Origin of the sequence: Chryseobacterium sp. CFS2 (assembly GCF_036543225.1) — a bacterium.
Taxonomy (GTDB): Bacteria; Bacteroidota; Bacteroidia; order Flavobacteriales; family Weeksellaceae; genus Chryseobacterium; species Chryseobacterium culicis_A.
The window spans coordinates 168,916-185,885 of sequence record NZ_JAZHQU010000007.1 but is presented as its reverse complement, the minus strand read 5'-3'; the positions used below and the strand labels follow the sequence as shown (position 1 = coordinate 185,885).

The window sequence follows — 16,970 nt, the reverse complement described above, 5'->3', positions numbered from 1 at the left end:
AAATTATTTAAATTTTTGCCACCCCTCCACAGGAAGGTAATATTGCGTCTTGAGTTGTAATATTGAGTTATGCTATTTTACTGGTAGTTTTTAATCAATCCTTTGACAACGGAAATTACATTCGGCATTGCTTTGTTGGCGGCATTCAAAACTTCTTCGTGAGAAACGGCAAACGCTACATCAGGACCGCCAAGATCTGTAATTACGGAAATACAGAAAACATCCATTTCCATATGTCTGGCAACGATGACTTCGGGTACCGTGCTCATTCCTACCATATCCCCACCAATAGCTTTAATCATTCCGTATTCAGCCGGAGTTTCAAAAGTAGGTCCCTGCAGGGCAACGTAAACTCCCTGATGAATTTTAATGTCATGTTCTGCTGCTGCCTGTTCAGCCACAGCAATCATTTTTTTGTTGTAAGGCTCACTCATGTCCACAAAACGTGGTCCAAGTTCATCTATATTTTTTCCGCGAAGAGGATGCTCAGGCATCATATTGATGTGATCTTTCAGAATGACAATATCAGCAACGCTGTAAGCAGGATTTACTCCGCCACAGGCATTGGAAAGAATAAGATTTTGAATTCCCAGCAGATGAAAAACTCTTATCGGGAAAGTAACGGTTTCCATTGAATGTCCTTCATAATAATGGAAACGGCCGCTCATCATCAGTACTTTTTTCCCTTCCAATATTCCATAAATCAGTTTTCCGGTGTGTCCGGCCACTGTAGTTTGTGGAAAATGAGGAATGTCCTTGTACTCTAAAATATGGATTGGTTCTACTTCATTTTGTAATTTTCCCAGTCCGGATCCTAAAACAACCGCAAAATCAGGAGTTTCCTGAATAATATTTTTAATAAAATCCGCGGTCTCTTTAATTTTTTCTAACATAATCCAAGATGATTTGATTGAATTCTTCTTTCTTATCAATAAGTACATTGATAGGCCAGTAGTAAACAATTTCTCTAAGATAGTCAAAAGTTTTCAGACGTACGTAATCTTTCTCTGTGGTTAATATCAGTTTATATTCTCCTAGTTTTTTGTATTCGGCAAGGATTTTTTTAATATCATCATCGGTGAAATTATGATGATCCCTGAATTTTAAATGCTTCACCCTTTTTGAGAATTTTGCCAGATGTTCCAGAAGTGGTTTTGGATTGGCAATTCCGGTAATCAGTAAAATATCATAATAATTCAGGTTGTTATCCGGAAGCATTTTATCTTTTCCGTATACATTTTCGTCATAACCAATGGATGAAAAGAAGACTTTCTGCCCATAAGAAGGTCTTATTCTTGAAATATAATACCTTTTTGTTTCCTCTGTCAGTTCATCAGGACATTTACTGACCATGATGATATTGGCTCTTTTATATCCAGCTCTCGATTCTCTGAGGTCTCCGGCAGGAAGCACATAATCTTTAAAAAAAGGATCGTTAAAATCAGTCATCAGAATATTGAATCCAGCCTTAATAGCTCTGTGCTGCATGGCATCATCCAATACAAGAACCTGAAGATCCATATCATCAATTACTTTTTTAGCTCCGGGAACACGTTCTTCGGAAACGGCAATAACAAAACGGTTTTTAAAACGCTCAAAAAGCTGCATGGCTTCATCACCCACCATTTTATAGTTGCTTTCGTAATTGGTTACTTCGTAGCCTTTGGTCAGCCTTCCATAGCCTCTTGAAAGCACACCGGTTCTGTAATGTTTGGATAGAAACTGAGCAAGATACATCACCATAGGTGACTTCCCGCTTCCGCCCACAGAAAGGTTTCCGACATTGATTATCGGGGTTTTGAATTTTGTCGACTTAAAAATTCCCAGATCATACATTGTGTTCCGGATACCCGTTACCAAATGATAACCAAGGGAAAAAGGATAAAGGTACCATCTTTTCATACGATTGCAAAAATAGGAATTTTCGTAAGCATTTGGTGCAACATTCTCAAAGACTTTTCAACAAATATTTCGTTAAATTAAAGTATTTTTGTGGAGTTATTACAATACATTGAGATACTTTATTGAATTTTCTTACAACGGGAAGAATTATTTCGGCTATCAGATACAGCCGGATGCCATTTCTGTGCAGGAAGAACTGGAAAAAGCGCTGTCTACAATTTTGCGCGAAGAGATTAAAACAACAGGAGCGGGAAGAACTGATACCGGGGTTCATGCCAAAAAGATATTTGCCCATTTTGATACTGAAAAAGAACTGGACGACCAACTTACACGCAGGCTGAACAGTTTTCTTCCGCCTGATATTTCCATTAAAAGGATTTTTCCGGTAAAAGATGATTTTCATGCCCGTTTTGATGCGACTTACAGAACCTACGAATATTATATCTCTCTGGAAAAAAATCCGTTTACCCAGGAATCTGCATGGCAGCACTGGAAAAGATCTCTGGATATTGTCGCAATGAACGAAGCCTGTAAGATTCTTTTTGAATATGAAGATTTTACCAGTTTTGCCAAATTAAAAACCGACAACAAAACTAATATCTGTAAAATGTACAAAGCAGAATGGGAGCAGAACGGAACAGAGCTGAAATTCACAGTTTCTGCCAACCGTTTTCTTAGAAATATGGTTCGTGCTATTGTCGGAACGATGGTGGAAATTGGTACAGGAAAGCTGAAACCGGAAGATCTCCGTAAAGTAATTGAAGATAAAAACCGCAATGCTGCAGGTACTTCAGCTCCGGGACATGGACTGTATCTGGTGGATGTGGGATACGATTTTAAATAAAAACTAAAAACAAAATAATAATCATGTTATCAATTTTTATTCTTATCGGTGCCTACCGATATTATGCACAATTAGCCGAAAGATTTGGAAAAACAAAATGGCAATACGGTGTTTTGGCTATTGGAATTTATCTGGGAACCCAGATTGTGTTAGGGATGAGTTACGGTGTGTATTTGGGAATAACAGATCCTGAATCCGTAGATAATGTAAATTATACAGGATTTTCGGGAGTGAATATGGTCGGCTGGTTAATCTCTATTCTTGCTGTTTGGGGAGTTTATAAATTTCTTGAAAATAAGTTTATAAAAGAAAGACCGGCAAAAACCATCGAAATTGAAGAAATAGGGAAGGCTATTGATCAGTAATATTTCTCTTTTTAGTATCAGAAAATAAGATTATTTTTAAATAATGTAAGGGATACTAAAAAAATAATCATGACTGAAATTGAAAAACTAGCCTTCGCATTACATCATTTTGCCGGACTTTCAGAAGAAGATTTCAGATTGTCTGAACAATTTTGGCTTCCTAAGGAATATAAAAAAGGAGATTTTTATAATCTTCAAGGAAATGTCTGCTCTTATTTGGGGTTTATCGTTGATGGAGTTTTCCGTTCTTACGTTATTAATGGAGATACCGGAGAAGAGAAGAATGTTTTTCTGTATTCTGCCAATGGCTTTGTTGTTCCTTTTAAAAGTTTTCTGAATCAGATTCCATGTGATTATTTTACACAGGCTCTTACGGATGCCTCCATTATTTTTATCCGACATGCTGATTTACTTTCGCTTTATCAGCAGTCGCATCAATGGGAAAAGTTTGGACGGCTTATGGCACAGGCAGCATTTAATATTACCATGACAAGGGTAGAGGGGTTTTTATTAAAGTCTCCTGAAGAACGATACCTGGATCTTATGAAAGAGCATCCTGATATTTTCAGCAATGTTCCGCTGTATCATATTTCTTCTTATCTGGGCATTCAGGGACCTTCTCTGAGCAGGATAAGAAAAAGAATTTCAGGTAAATAGTACGATTTTAACCTGAGTTAAAGTTTTCGTCATTTTATCTGCGGAAATTTGTTTCATCATTTTAACAATACAAAAAAGTAAAAAATATGAAAACAAAAACGATCGTATTAATTCATGGATTATTTGTGAATAATACAAGCTGGAAAGAATGGAAAACGTATTTCGAAACTCAGGGGTATACCGTGCATACACCTTCCAATCCGGGACATGAAGGAGATCCTGTGAATTTAAAAAACAATATTCCCCAGGAATTGAGACATGTGGCTTTGATGATACGGTGAATAATCTTGTAAAACTGATTGACAGCCTTCCTGAAAAACCTATTGTTATCGGACACTCATTTGGAGGACTTATGGTTCAGAAACTGATTGATATGGGAAAAGCAGCAGCAGGAGTGAGTATAGATGGTGCGCCTCCCAAAAATGTGATGGCTCCTTTTTCTACGGTAAAAATTGTTTGGCCGGTAGTTAACTTTTTCAAAGGAAACAGTCCGTTTTTAGGAACGAAAGATTGGTATCACAAAGCTTTTTTTAATAATTATTCTAAAGAAGAAAGTGATACATTGTATGAAAAGGTAGCTGCTCCCGAAAGTAGAAAACTGGCAAGAGATCCTTTACTCAAAGCTTCTGCTAAATTAGATCTGAAGAAACCCCATCAGCCACTGTTGTTTATTGCTGGCTCTAATGATAAAATTTTTCCTGCTAAATTTTCAAAAAAAATTGCGGGAGCTTATAAAGATTCCAACAGTATTGTAGATTTTAAAGAATTTGCAGGCAGAAGTCACTTTATCTGTGGAGAAAAAAATTGGGAAGAAGTAGCAGAATATGTTCTGGGCTGGATACAAAAGAATGCTTAATATATTCATATTGTAAATGGTAGGTATCTGAAATTTTCTATGACGATTTCCAAAAGTTGTAAAGGCAGTCCGGTTATAAAGTCTTATTTTTGCATAGAATTTTATTTTAATTCTTTCTTTCGATTCGTACAATGAAAAAACAAGATACCTGGGGAATTATAAAAAGGCTGTTCTTTATCGGAATGAAATTTCGTTCATGGTTCATCCTTACCCTTATAATTTCTATATTCCTTTCTATTGTTTCTACTTACAGGCCTTATCTTACAATGCAGGTGGTGGATAATGACATTACAAAGCTCCATGATAAGGCTTTGATGATGAAGCATATCTATATCCTTGTAGGATTGGTATTTGCAGAAACTATTTTAAACTTTTTCCTGGTTTATTTTTCAAATTTTATCTCGCAGAATGTAATCAGAGATATCAGAGAGCGACTTTATGCTAAACTGATCTATTTCAAGACTTCATTTTTTGATAAAACTCCTATCGGACAGCTGGTAACGCGTGCCGTAGGAGATGTGGAAACTATTGCGACTGTCTATACCGATGGTTTCCTGATGGTATTCGGGGATATTCTGAGAATTCTGTTTGTATTAGTCATGATGTTCAGTACCAATGTTCATCTGAGTTATATTACACTGGCTATTTTACCTTTGATGGTAATGATTACAAGATTCTTTCAGAAAAGACTTAAGAAAGCGTTCGGGGATGAAAGAAACTGGACATCCAATCAGAACTCTTTTGTTCAGGAAAGGCTTGCCGGAATGTCGATTATTCAGGTATTCAACAGACAGGAATCTGAGTTTAAGAAATTTGATGATATCAATATTACCCTGAAAGGAGCATTACTGAGAACTGTATTTATATTCTCATTGTTCTTTCCGGTAGTAGAACTTATTTCGTCATTATTTATAGGATTTATCCTTTTTTATGGAGGTTATATTACCATCAGTGCCGGAGTAGTAATTGCATTTATCCAGTATATTTCAATGCTGATCCGCCCTTTGAGACAGATTGCAGACCGCTTTAATAATATCCAGCGAGGAATTGTAGGAGCAGAAAGAGTATTGGGACTGATGGATGAAGAAAACTCAATGCCGAATAACGGAACAGTGAAGAAAGACCACTTTGCCGGAAAAATTGAATTCCGGAAAGTACATTTTGCCTATGATGAAAAACAGGAAGTACTGAAAGGGATAGATTTTAAGGTGAATCCTGGAGAAACGGTAGCTATCGTTGGGGCAACAGGTGCCGGGAAATCTACCATCATTAGCTTGATCACAAGATTGTATGATATCAATTCCGGGAATATTCTGATTGATGATGTGGATTTAAAAGATTATGAGCTTTATAACCTGAGAAGCCATATTGGAGTGGTATTGCAGGATGTTTTCCTTTTCCACGGAAGTATTTTTGAAAACCTTGCCTTTGGAGATGACAGTATCACGCTTGAAAAAATAAAAGCTGGTGCCAGAGAGATTGAGGTGGATCAGTTTATTCAGCAGCTTCCTGGCGGATATGATTATGTAGTGAGTGAAAGAGGTTCATCCATTTCTTTAGGGCAGAGACAGCTGTTGTCTTTCCTGAGAGCTTATTTATCAGATCCGAAAATTTTAATTCTGGATGAAGCAACCTCTTCCATTGATCACGAAAGTGAAAAGCTGATTCAGAGAGCTACAGAAAAAATTACTAAAAACAGAACATCCATTATTATTGCCCACAGACTTTCCACCATTGAAAAAGCGGATAAGATCATTGTAATGGAACACGGTAAAATTGTAGAAGAAGGAAAGCACCTTGAGCTTCTGGATAGAAACGGATATTACGCCACTCTTTACAAAGCTCAGCTTCGTCATGAAGTGGAAGTGGAAGAAGAAAAAGAATCATAAACAAAAAAGAGAGTCATTACCGACTCTCTTTTTTATATTTAAATAAAATATATACAATTCATTAATGCTTTTTAAAACAGCAGAACACAAAATTCTGAACGGTCTCAAAAGGGGTTGTGTGATCTTCGGTAATACATTGTAACTTTTTAAAACTTTTTTCAAATTTTTCTGTTAATGATTCCTCATCATACTGCTGAATATCCAATCCGCTGCATTTGGTTGGGCCATTTTTAGAAAAAGTTCCAATGATCATAAAGTTATCCACATTTTTTTCTGCAATATCTACATATTTTGAAACCTTTTCCGGTGTTGTCAGGAAATGAAAAGCAGCCCTGTCATGCCAGATATCATAAACTTCAGTGGGTTCAAAATCGGTAATGTCTGTAGCAATCCACTTTACTTTACCGGCAGCATTTCCCAGTCTTTCCTGTGCTTTTTCCAGAGCTTTGGCGGAAATATCCAGCACGGTAATATTTTCATAGCCTTCCTCAAGAAGAAAATCAACAAGGTTGCTGTCTCCGCCGCCGATATCAATGATGCGGGCATCTTTTCCCAATCCGGAAGATTTTATAAAATCAAGAGAGGTGTGAGGTTTTTTCTGAGTCCAGCTTACCTGATTAGGATTTTTGGTCTCATATACATTTTCCCAGTGGTTTTTGTTGTCAGAAGAAATCATGATTCTTTTAATTGATTATTGATCTCTTCAAATTTATTAATTAATTCGTCAAGTTTCCCTTGTTGTTTCTTTATAGTTCTGGGCCTTAAATAAAACCAGTTAAAGGCTACCCATAAAGAGGTTACTGAATAAGTCAAAACAGCAGAACCAATGGTCATTTTTGAAGTATATTCATACATATAAAAGCATATTCCCAGAAACAGCATGATAAAATACAAGTTGAGTATGGTAGTCTGCATGAATTTTTGCTTGCTTTTTACCAGATATAAACTTTGTAAATATTCATGGTTAGATTGAGTCTGATCAATTTTGTAAAATACCATAAACATTTTGTTATAGGCCAATAGAAAGATAGCCATACCCAGAACTACAAGCACCATTCCGATTTTTGTTGTGATCATTTCCGGCTGATAACGATACCAGATGAAAAGAATTACTAATGAAGTAGCGATTAATCCAATATTAGCAAAGATGAGCCGGCGCAGATTCTGGTTTCTGAATTTTTTTAGCTTTCCAAGAAGCTCCTCCAGATTAGGTTTGTTGGAAGTCTGCTGCTTCCATATATTTTTGAAATCAATATTAGTAGCCATTTTCTTTAAACTTTTGCGTTAATTTTTCTTTTATCCTGTGAATCTTTACTCTGATGTTGGATTCTGAAAGTCCTACGATATGAGCTATTTCAGCCTGTTTTATCTCTTCCAGTTCCAATGAAATAATAATTCTGTCTGTTTCAGGCAACTCCGAAATAAACTGATACAGCATTTGTATCTGAGGTTCCATAGATTCCTGCTTTTTCTCTTCCAAATTAATGGGTAGATCAGTTTTGGTAAACTTCTTTTCCTTTTCAATCTGTCTGAGGCAGTTATTAGAGGCAATTCTGAAGATCCATGTTCCTATGCTGGATTCATTCCTGAATTTTGGGAGCTGCTGCCATACAATGATAAATGTTTCCTGGGCAAGATCCTGAGCAATGTCGGTGTCGTTCACATATCCCATGCATAAACGGAATATCCTTTGCCAGTAGAGTTCGTATATCTCTTCAAAAACCATTATTTCGCAGATAAAAAGTGAGTAAGCTGATTAAAATACCAATCCTTATCATCATACATAATGAAATGCAATCCTTTTGAAGCGTACTGCATATTGGCATTTTTTAAATTTTTGTATTGTCCTTCAATGGTTGGCTTAAGATTGATAAAAAAAGACTCCAAAAGGATAAGAGAAGGACATTGTATATTTTTTATTTTCTCTCTGAGGTCGGTATTGGAAAAATCACAATACATTTTAGCAAAAGTTTTTCGGTCAGATTTCATGCTCCAGCTGATTACAGTTTCCTGCATAGAACTATCTGCCAGAAGACGTGGCATAGCCTGAGTCTGCATTTTACGGAACTGTTCATCATTCATAGCGGTTAACTGAGTAATGACAGGAGTACAGTCGTTGTTTTCTTTTGAGGTAAAATTAGGATCAGCCATTGCTGCCAGGCAGGGAAGGGTGTCTACGATTACAATCTTACCTACAAGCTCAGGATAATCAGCGGCAATAGCCAAAGCCAGGCCGCCTCCCATACTATGCCCAATAATGGTGGGTTGGTCAATTTTATTATTCCTGATATAAGCAGCAATTCCTTTTTCCCAATCTTTAAAGCTGGCGTCTGCCTGTGGTTGAGTTCCTGCAAATCCGGACATTGTTAAAGTATAACAGGTGAAGTTTTTTTCAAATCTTGCAGTGGTTTCGTTCCATACATCTCCTGAAGAGGCAAATCCCGGAATGAAAATTAATGACTGATTCCCTTTTCCAGTTTTTTTAACTTCAAACGGATAGGTAGTTTCCTGACCGAATATATTGCATACTGCTAAAAAAAATAACATGATGATAAGAAGGAATGTAAATTTTTTCATGATTTCTAAAGTTTTAAAGTTTATTTGTCTTTTAGAGACGAACCTTCAAAAAATGTTACACAAAATTTATTTATTTTTTTGGAAAAATATTTCTCCTTCTCCGGAACCCTTATTATTAGGGCAAAATCATATGAAATTTATTTTAAAAAAATTGATGGCTGCTATTTTTGAATTATAAAATATAGGAATTAATTACTCCAATATTCTTCCATAGAATCGGCTGATATCAAAATAAAATCCTGGAATTTTATATTTGTCTTTTTCAAACTCCTGATAGTCACATTTCCCTTTTATACTTTGTGATTTTGTTTCCATTTGAAATCTGTTTAAAAGAACATACTCATCTGTAACGGAAATGACATGAAAGCCTGTCTCACATTTCAGCCCGTCACCGGAAGTTAGAATGGCGTTTAATAGTCCGTGGAAATTTCCTGCAATTTTTTCAGCAGTGACATCATCTTTATTCAAATGATACAGATAAGCAAGATAATTCATAGCGCGCAGATCCAACGGATTTTCATCCAAAGCATCCAGAAATAGCTGGATTCCTTTAGAAAGATCTTTTTGCGAAATACCTTCTCCACGATAATATTTGGCAACCTCTTCAGCCTTCTTGCCTGTTTTATAAGGTTCATATCCTTTTTGAAACGTGTAACCGAAATAAAGATGACGATATTGATTGCTGGTAAGAAGGGTATCGTTCTGTTTTAACCTTTTTAAAAGCTTCGGATAATAGAACTCTGAATTTTTATCCTCAATATTTTTTTGAATGGCAGCATAATCCGGTGCTTTGAATTCCATTTTTTGACCATGCAGGAAAGTAAGCAATAGAAAGAAGAATAAAGAGAAAAATGCTTTAATATTCATAGTTTGTATAAGGTTGTTACATTTTTTTATGATCGTAAAAATACGGAATATGTATCAATCGGTTAATATCGACTGACTATTTGTAAAAAAAATAATAAAATATTATCAAAGTGTTACTTTGTGTTAATAAATTTACTAACTTTATTCGGAATTTGAGATGTTACCCCTAACATTTGAAGGGGTAAATGGAATTTTTAACTAAAAAACTAAAAATATTAATGAGCAGTAGTATCCAAGATGAATTTAAAGTCTTCAAAGACGAATTGAGAAAGTTGAATATCGAAGTACAGAAAGTTGTAAAAGTAGGAAACGGGAGTATGGATTTCCATGAGGTTTTCTACAAATCGCCGAGGTATGAAGAGGTAAAGAGCATCTATGTCCAGCGTCATAATCTGGACAGTATGATTGAAAAATTTAAACAGGCCTATCATTAAAAAATAGAACGTTCGCCGCAGAGAATCTGCGGCGAACATTTTTTATAAATTACTGGAATATTAATCCTGATCAAGTGTAGAAGTCTTTTTAGTATCTTTCATTCCTATATAAACGACCAGAGAAAAAAGAATACATCCGGTAATATACCAGTAAAAGTATTCTTCTGAACCAATCTTTTTAAACCAAAGGGCAATATATTCTGCTGTTCCCCCAAATATAGCCACTGTAATCGCATAAGGCAGACCCACACCAAGTGCCCTGATTTCGGAAGGAAAAAGTTCTGCTTTTACCACTGCATTGATGGAGGTGTATCCACTTACAATAATTAATGCTGCCATAATCAGAAAAAATGCACTCCATATTGAAGTAGTTGTACTCAATGCTGTAAGAAGAGGAACAGTACACAGCGTTCCCAGAATACCAAATCCTAAAAGAAGCGGCCTTCTTCCAATCTTGTCAGATAGTCCTCCAAATACAGGCTGAAGGCATGCGAAAATAAATAGTGAAATAAAAGAAACCAGTGTAGACTCTTCCTTTGTAAGATGTACTGTATTCACCAGGAATTTCTGCATATAGGTGGTGTAGGTATAAAATGCCAATGTTCCTCCTAAAGTAAGGCCTACAACGGTAAGTAGGGCTCTAGGATGCTTCAGAAGCTCTTTTACAGTTCCTTTTTTCTTTTCGCTGATTTCTTTTTTATTTTCAAAAGCTTCCGTTTCATGAAGGTTGGCTCTTAGGTATAATGCAATGATAGAAAGCATAGCCCCGATTACAAAAGGAATTCTCCAACCCCAATCTTCAAGCTGAGCTTCAGTCAGAAGTAATTTTTGTAAAATAAGCTGAATTCCCAGCGCTATAAGCTGTCCGCCAATCAGAGTGACATATTGAAAGCTGGAATAAAATCCTCTTCTGTCCTGTGTTGCCATTTCGCTGAGGTAGGTTGCAGAGACTCCGTATTCACCGCCAACACTCAACCCCTGAAGTAGTCTTGCCAATAAAAGTAATAAAGGAGCCAGAATACCTATAGATTTATAAGTAGGTGTAAGAGCTATCAATAAAGATCCAAAAGACATAAGAAGAACAGAAAGAGTCATCGCTTTTTTTCTTCCGATCTTATCCGCAATGCTACCGAACAGCCATCCACCGATAGGACGCATAAGAAAGCCTACAGCAAATATTCCTGCGGTATTCATCAGTTGGGCATTCAGGTCAGAATCCGGAAAAAATGAATGGGAAAAATAAATGGCAAAGGCAGCATACGCATACCAGTCATACCATTCCACAAGGTTTCCGATAGATCCGCCTATGATGGCTTTAATTCTTTGAGCGGTAGTAATAGTGGACGAATTCATCATGATATTTTCCAGAAATTTTTGTTAATTATAACATCCAAGATACAAATTTTAGAAAAAAATAAACCGCTCTGAAAAAGAACGGTTGGTATACATAAAGGATTGTATTTTTTAAAATCTATACCCAATGGAAAGTCCGCTTCGGAAACCCGCCCAAGGGCCGTCCACTTTTATTCTGGTGCCATTGGCATTCGTTTCTACCGTATATTTTACAAACGGAATATCCAGATTTTCAATTTCTTTTTTTAGCTGAGCCTGCATATCAGGAGTCAGTACATAATCTGAAGTCATGGTAAAATCCCCTTTTCCACTTCCATAATGAGCTCCCGCGATCCAAAAATCCAGTACAAGATTCTGGCTTCTGGTAAGAAAGAATTGTACGCCGACCATTAATCCGCCACTGTTCCCTTTCGTATCTCCCTGCCCTTTAAGTGGTACTTGATAAGCCACTCCATTTGGACCGTTATAATCATAATAAAAATCAAAAGCATTGGATGTTACACTTGAATAGCGGTAATAGGGAGCAAAATAAAATCCTTTTCCATAACCTTTCCCGATATAAAACCTCGGCTCAATAGTGAAATTGGTCGCTTTTACCCTAAGATTCTGGAATCTTTTCTCATCTTCATCTTTCAGAAAAGCATTGATAAAAGGCACTTTTCCTTCCGGCATAGTTCCGAAACCAATATTCACGGAAAACCATTGGTTGACTGCCCGTTCATAAGACAGGTTGATATTTCGGAATGCATAAGCCGTTACATTGGTCTTGATGATATTCATCTTCTCTGCCGAACTGTTCTGAATTTCCTGAGCCCCCAACACAGAAAACAGGAAGCACGGAATTAATATGAATACTTTTTTCATGACTCTATATTTTGTGATGTAAAAAAATACCAGCAAAAAACGGGCTGAATTTAACATAATAACTGAAATTTTGAAGAAAACTTATGGATCGCTTTTTAATTGGTCTGTCATTATAATGTAACAAACATGAGGGATTGATTGTTTTAATGGTATAATTCATCTTCAGACATGAAAAAAACTATATATACCATCTTTTTTCTTTGCGGCACTTTTATGTTTTCACAAGAGACGAAAAATGATACGGCTGATGCTGTGGCCAGCAAAGAAATTCAGGAAGTTATTTTGAAATCACAACGTAAAAAGCTGTTTGCAGACAAAGCTGTTTATACTTTTGACAAAGAAGCTCTGGAAAAAGCCCGATACGCAAAAGATCTTCTTCGTACACTTCCGGAATTGCAGCTGGATCCGGTAGCAAATACCATTACCAGTACGAAAGGAGGAACTATACTGTTCCTTATTAACGGCATTGAAGCTACAGATATGCAGATCCGGAGTGTTGCACCCAGTGAGGTGGTAAAGGTAGAGTATTATGACATTCCGCCTGCAAGATGGGCAACGAGAGCAGATACGGTAGTTAATATTCTTACAAAATCTACAGAAACAGGATATGTTTTCGGAGCTGATATTTCTACTGCTTTAAATACCGGGTTTGTGAATAGCTCGGCCTATGCGAATTATACAAAAGGAAAAAATAATTTCGGACTGGAATATTCTTTGAATCTGAGAGATTATAATGACAGAAGGGTAAACAGTATCTATGACTATCAGCTGAACGGAAAACATTACCGTTCGGATGAAAACAGAACAGATCATTTCGGATATACTTTCCAGAATATTGCTTTGCGTTATACAAGACTTGTTCCCGATGATTATGCTTTTCAGGCTAAACTGAATATGGATATTTTCAACAGGTTTTCAAAAGGAGTGGGGCAGAGTGTCTTTACTGAAGATAACCTGAAGGAAGAGCACAGCATGTTTAAAAATAATGGCTCAGACTATGTAATTCCGAAGTTGGATCTTTATTATTCAAAAAAAATCAGTGAAAAAGATGAGTTGAGTATTAATGTGGTGGGTTCTTATTATACTACAAATACTACAGAAACAGCCAAAGAATGGGTGGTAGGTTCGGGATTGTCTGTGTATGACAATGATATGATGCTGAAAGCCAAACAGACGAGTATGGTGGGAGAGCTTGCTCATACACACGATTTCAAAGCAGGAAAACTTTCATCCGGATATCGTATTTCAAGGTCTTCTATTTCCAATGATCTGAATAACCTTGCCGGATATTCTCAATACAGTGTCACTTATCTGGAACAGTATTTTTATACCGAATTTGCAGGAAAAGTGAATCAATTCAGTTACCGCATCGGAGCCGGTCTTACGAATATTCATAACAAAAGTGCAGAGAATACTTTTGATGAATGGACTTTTACTCCGAAGGTGATTTTAGCCTATCAGGTTAAAGGTAATCAGAATCTTCGTTTTACCGCAAGCTACAATCCAGTGAGTCCATGGAGTAATGCTTTGAGTAGTAATGTGGTACAGCTGGCTCCTAATATTGTTCAGAGAGGAAACCCTTTTTTAGAATCACAACAGGTTTTTTCTAATAATCTGACCTATTCTTTTAATAATAAATATTTTGATTTTAATGCAGGCTTGTTTTACAGGTATACCAATCGTGTGATTAATCAGTATTATGTTCAGGATGATATATTGGGAGGATATGCACTGACTTATGAAAACGGGAAGAACGGACAGCGATACGGAATACAGCTGACAGGATCTTATAAACCCTTTGGGAACAGCTTACTTGTTGTAAAAGCTGTAATCACCCCAACTTCTGAAACCGTAAGGACAAGTACAGGTGCTTTGATCAAAAATGATTATTTAGGAAATTATTTTTCGCTTTCATCAGAATATAAATCTTTCTCAGTGCAGTATCAGTTCAATATTCCGGTATATAGCCTTAATGGAGCTTTCTTGAATACAAATGAAAACCAGAATAATGTTTTTGTGAGCTATAAGCATCAAAACTGGACGTTTTCCACAGGAATGTACTGGATAGGAATGCCTTCGGAATACAAAACGAAAAGTTTACCGGAAAGTTTGGTTGATTATAAAATTCATACACAGATTATGAACAACAAATCCATGTTTGTGTTAGGATTAAGCTATGATTTCTCTAAAGGGAAAAAAACAGAGATTCAGCGAAAGCTTAATAATGAAACTGCTCCTGCTGCAACCTTTTAAATGCAAGTTTGAATGTTAATAAGAAATCCCCGCTCATTGGTAGGAGCGGGGATTTTGTTTTATTATTTCTTGATGAATTTTGTATTCTTTGTTTCTGCAGCATTTTTTCCACTGACCTCAATGAAATAAGATGCTGGCGGAAGGTCTGAAATCTGTATGTTTCCAGATTTTACCTCTGAAGTTTTAACCAGTTTTCCATCCAGACTGTAAATATTGGCTTTAGAGTAATTATCTGTATTTCCCTTGAAGCCGATAAAGTCCTGTGCAGGATTTGGATAAACCACTAGGTTTTCTTTTTTTACTGCATTGTTTACGGCAAGGAATGTTTCACTTAATGCAAATGTAGTTTTTACATTCTGATTGATGCTCAACAATGGAATGCTGATATTTCCGCTTGTAGAATTAAGCAGTGCATATCTGTGAGAAGCATCGTAATAAGAATATGCTATATTGGTAATTGTTCCGATAGGGTTAGAATAAGTAACATCCAGAGCTGAATAGAGATTGAAATTCTGTGTGAATTTTACTCTCAGAACATTATTGTATGTTTGATTTCCTATAATTAAAGTTCCATATGCATCAGAAATAGCAGTCATTGTACCACTGAATAATCCGCTGGCAGAAGATGAGGAAAAAGTACCTTTCGCGGTATCGTTCTGTGTTGGTCCGTACGTTGTTGGATAATTAATATGAGTACCATTATCCACACTAAAATTTAAAGTTGCCTGTGTATTGACAATTCCTGTAATTTCCAGTTTAGTAGTTGACGCTTTGTAATAAACAGTTGTTCCTCCATCTACCATTTTAAGAGTAGAACCCGGGAATGTTGCTATTTCAGTAGAAGTAGGAGTGGAATAGGTTGTTTGTGACGCAGCTCCCATCGTAAGTCCTCCATTTGAAAATGTTGCGTTTGGTCCTGTTGCAGAGTTGTTTACGGTACCGGCTGTATTGTTATAATTGATAACGTTTCCGGAAATAGGATCATTGGATGCTTTTGTAAGCGTGATCTGCGCAGACATCATGGCAGACGCTCCTAGTAAAAGGAGTAAAGATTTTTTCATAGTCAGAATTTTTTGTTAAAAATAATTAAAAAATAGTATTCAAATGTTAATTTTTTCTCTTTTTAATTATATTTTTAATAAAAACGCCTGTTGATCGGATCAACAGGCGGTCTGTGCGTTAAAAATGTTAAGTTTAATTGCTTATTACCATTTTGCGATAAGCATAAATATCTTCGATGGTCACTACACTCATTCCTTTTTTGAGTGCAAAGTTCACAATTTCAGGAAGTCTTGCCATAGAACCATCTTCGTTGGTCAGTTCACAAAGTACGGCATCGTCACCCAGGTTGGCCATTTTTACAAGATCTACGCTACCTTCGGTATGTCCACGTCTTTCAAATACACCACCTTCTCTGGCAATCAGGGGGAAAACATGACCGGGGCTTGCAATATGCTCTGCTTCTGCATCTGATGCTACCGCTGTTCTGATTGTTGTTACACGGTCTCTTGCTGAAACACCTGATTCCACACCTTCTCTGGCTTCAATGGAAATTGTGAATGCAGTTTGATTTTTTGAATTGTTGTTTTCCACCATTGGACGAAGGTTGAGGTGGCGGCTTTTTTCCTCAGAAATACATAAGCAGACAATGCCGCTGCATTCGCGGATCAAAAGTGCCATATCCTGTTCTGTAATAGTGGAAGCGGGAAAGATGATATCGCCTTCGTTTTCGCGGTTTTCATCATCTACTAATAGAATACCTTTTCCCTTTTGTAATGTTTGAAGTGCTTTTTCTACACGTTCTCTGGAGGTAGCTCCGAATTGTTCTAATAATTTTTCCATGTTATTTTACTTTTAAAAGTTAAAATAGTCTTCGGTACATGGAAATGAAATACGACACAACAAGAGTCCATAAGGAATCTTATTGATCATCTCATTTTCTTCTCCCATCCAGACTTTAACTGTCGGTTCCGGAATTTCACCAGATCAGTCCCTTCAAAAGAAAGGAGTCGCGGACTGTAACCGCCGGTAGGGAATTTCACCCTGCCCCGAAGAAAACTTATACTAAGTTTTGCTGTATGTTGTAATTTAAATTTTTATTTCATTGAA

19 protein-coding genes and 1 riboswitch are annotated in these 16,970 nt (G+C 36.6%); of the genes, 8 read left to right on the top strand and 11 right to left on the bottom strand.

Annotated features, from left to right (window positions below; all coding sequences use genetic code 11):
• Positions 1-77: 77 nt before the first annotated feature.
• Both ODR02_RS17195 and lpxK read right to left on the bottom strand, forming a co-directional pair.
• On the bottom strand, positions 78-893 hold the full coding sequence (locus ODR02_RS17195) for a purine-nucleoside phosphorylase (RefSeq protein WP_309512897.1): 816 nt from the start codon (positions 891-893) through the stop codon (positions 78-80).
• Positions 877-1,902 (bottom strand): tetraacyldisaccharide 4'-kinase, encoded by a 1,026-nt coding sequence (gene lpxK, locus ODR02_RS17190; RefSeq protein ID WP_079243242.1) that lies wholly within the window; start codon positions 1,900-1,902, stop codon positions 877-879. Before lpxK ends, ODR02_RS17195 begins: the two co-directional genes overlap by 17 nt.
• A gap of 109 nt (positions 1,903-2,011) precedes the next feature.
• On the opposite strand from lpxK, the gene truA reads away from it, so the two are divergent.
• The 6 genes from truA to ODR02_RS17160 all read left to right on the top strand — a co-directional run bounded on the left by truA (position 2,012) and on the right by ODR02_RS17160 (position 6,513).
• Positions 2,012-2,746, top strand: coding sequence for a tRNA pseudouridine(38-40) synthase TruA (truA, locus tag ODR02_RS17185; RefSeq protein ID WP_105681583.1), 735 nt, complete (start codon positions 2,012-2,014; stop codon positions 2,744-2,746).
• Positions 2,747-2,769: 23 nt separating this feature from the next.
• Entirely contained in the window at positions 2,770-3,111 is a 342-nt protein-coding gene (locus ODR02_RS17180; protein ID WP_209786969.1) for a hypothetical protein, read from the top strand.
• Positions 3,112-3,180: 69 nt separating this feature from the next.
• Positions 3,181-3,768 carry a Crp/Fnr family transcriptional regulator gene (locus ODR02_RS17175; protein ID WP_209786970.1) on the top strand — a complete coding sequence of 196 codons (588 nt, stop codon included), beginning with the start codon at positions 3,181-3,183 and terminating at the stop codon, positions 3,766-3,768.
• An 86-nt stretch (positions 3,769-3,854) separates the two neighbouring features.
• Positions 3,855-4,049, top strand: coding sequence for a hypothetical protein (locus tag ODR02_RS17170; RefSeq protein ID WP_309512896.1), 195 nt, complete (start codon positions 3,855-3,857; stop codon positions 4,047-4,049).
• The gene (locus tag ODR02_RS17165) at positions 4,046-4,624 is read left to right on the top strand and encodes an alpha/beta hydrolase (RefSeq protein ID WP_309512895.1); all 579 of its coding nucleotides are present in this window, start codon (positions 4,046-4,048) and stop codon (positions 4,622-4,624) included. The genes ODR02_RS17170 and ODR02_RS17165 overlap by 4 nt, the downstream gene beginning before the upstream one ends.
• A gap of 131 nt (positions 4,625-4,755) precedes the next feature.
• Positions 4,756-6,513, top strand: coding sequence for an ABC transporter ATP-binding protein (locus ODR02_RS17160; protein WP_309512894.1), 1,758 nt, complete (start codon positions 4,756-4,758; stop codon positions 6,511-6,513).
• Positions 6,514-6,574: 61 nt separating this feature from the next.
• Here ODR02_RS17160 and ODR02_RS17155 read toward each other — a convergent pair whose 3' ends face one another.
• The 5 genes from ODR02_RS17155 to ODR02_RS17135 form a co-directional block, all read right to left on the bottom strand.
• The gene (locus tag ODR02_RS17155) at positions 6,575-7,189 is read right to left on the bottom strand and encodes a class I SAM-dependent methyltransferase (protein WP_209786973.1); all 615 of its coding nucleotides are present in this window, start codon (positions 7,187-7,189) and stop codon (positions 6,575-6,577) included.
• The gene (locus tag ODR02_RS17150) at positions 7,186-7,779 is read right to left on the bottom strand and encodes a hypothetical protein (protein WP_209786974.1); all 594 of its coding nucleotides are present in this window, start codon (positions 7,777-7,779) and stop codon (positions 7,186-7,188) included. The genes ODR02_RS17155 and ODR02_RS17150 overlap by 4 nt, the downstream gene beginning before the upstream one ends.
• On the bottom strand, positions 7,769-8,239 hold the full coding sequence (locus tag ODR02_RS17145) for an RNA polymerase sigma factor (protein WP_309512893.1): 471 nt from the start codon (positions 8,237-8,239) through the stop codon (positions 7,769-7,771). The genes ODR02_RS17150 and ODR02_RS17145 overlap by 11 nt, the downstream gene beginning before the upstream one ends.
• Positions 8,239-9,090 (bottom strand): alpha/beta fold hydrolase, encoded by an 852-nt coding sequence (locus ODR02_RS17140; protein ID WP_309512892.1) that lies wholly within the window; start codon positions 9,088-9,090, stop codon positions 8,239-8,241. Before ODR02_RS17140 ends, ODR02_RS17145 begins: the two co-directional genes overlap by 1 nt.
• Positions 9,091-9,282: 192 nt before the next feature.
• Entirely contained in the window at positions 9,283-9,957 is a 675-nt protein-coding gene (locus ODR02_RS17135; protein ID WP_209786979.1) for a DUF4919 domain-containing protein, read from the bottom strand.
• A 218-nt stretch (positions 9,958-10,175) separates the two neighbouring features.
• On the opposite strand from ODR02_RS17135, the gene ODR02_RS17130 reads away from it, so the two are divergent.
• Positions 10,176-10,391, top strand: coding sequence for a hypothetical protein (locus ODR02_RS17130; RefSeq protein WP_034696179.1), 216 nt, complete (start codon positions 10,176-10,178; stop codon positions 10,389-10,391).
• 60 nt (positions 10,392-10,451) lie between these two features.
• On the opposite strand, the gene ODR02_RS17125 is transcribed toward ODR02_RS17130, so the two are convergent.
• Both ODR02_RS17125 and ODR02_RS17120 read right to left on the bottom strand, forming a co-directional pair.
• On the bottom strand, positions 10,452-11,747 hold the full coding sequence (locus tag ODR02_RS17125; RefSeq protein WP_309512891.1) for an MFS transporter: 1,296 nt from the start codon (positions 11,745-11,747) through the stop codon (positions 10,452-10,454).
• Positions 11,748-11,855: 108 nt separating this feature from the next.
• A complete protein-coding gene (locus ODR02_RS17120) occupies positions 11,856-12,608 on the bottom strand; it encodes a DUF3575 domain-containing protein (protein ID WP_309512890.1) in 753 nt (250 codons plus the stop codon).
• 168 nt (positions 12,609-12,776) lie between these two features.
• Here ODR02_RS17120 and ODR02_RS17115 point away from each other — a divergent pair, with 168 nt between their 5' ends.
• Positions 12,777-14,861 (top strand): TonB-dependent receptor domain-containing protein, encoded by a 2,085-nt coding sequence (locus ODR02_RS17115; RefSeq protein ID WP_309512889.1) that lies wholly within the window; start codon positions 12,777-12,779, stop codon positions 14,859-14,861.
• Positions 14,862-14,923: 62 nt separating this feature from the next.
• Here ODR02_RS17115 and ODR02_RS17110 read toward each other — a convergent pair whose 3' ends face one another.
• Together ODR02_RS17110 and ribB are read right to left on the bottom strand one after the other, a co-directional pair.
• Positions 14,924-15,922, bottom strand: a complete 999-nt coding sequence (locus tag ODR02_RS17110; protein WP_309512888.1) for a T9SS type A sorting domain-containing protein — start codon at positions 15,920-15,922, stop codon at positions 14,924-14,926.
• Positions 15,923-16,055: 133 nt separating this feature from the next.
• Complete coding sequence (gene ribB, locus ODR02_RS17105; protein WP_309512887.1) at positions 16,056-16,703, bottom strand: 3,4-dihydroxy-2-butanone-4-phosphate synthase; 648 nt, start codon at positions 16,701-16,703, stop codon at positions 16,056-16,058.
• 92 nt (positions 16,704-16,795) lie between these two features.
• Positions 16,796-16,921: riboswitch (FMN riboswitch) on the bottom strand.
• Positions 16,922-16,970: the final 49 nt, after the last annotated feature.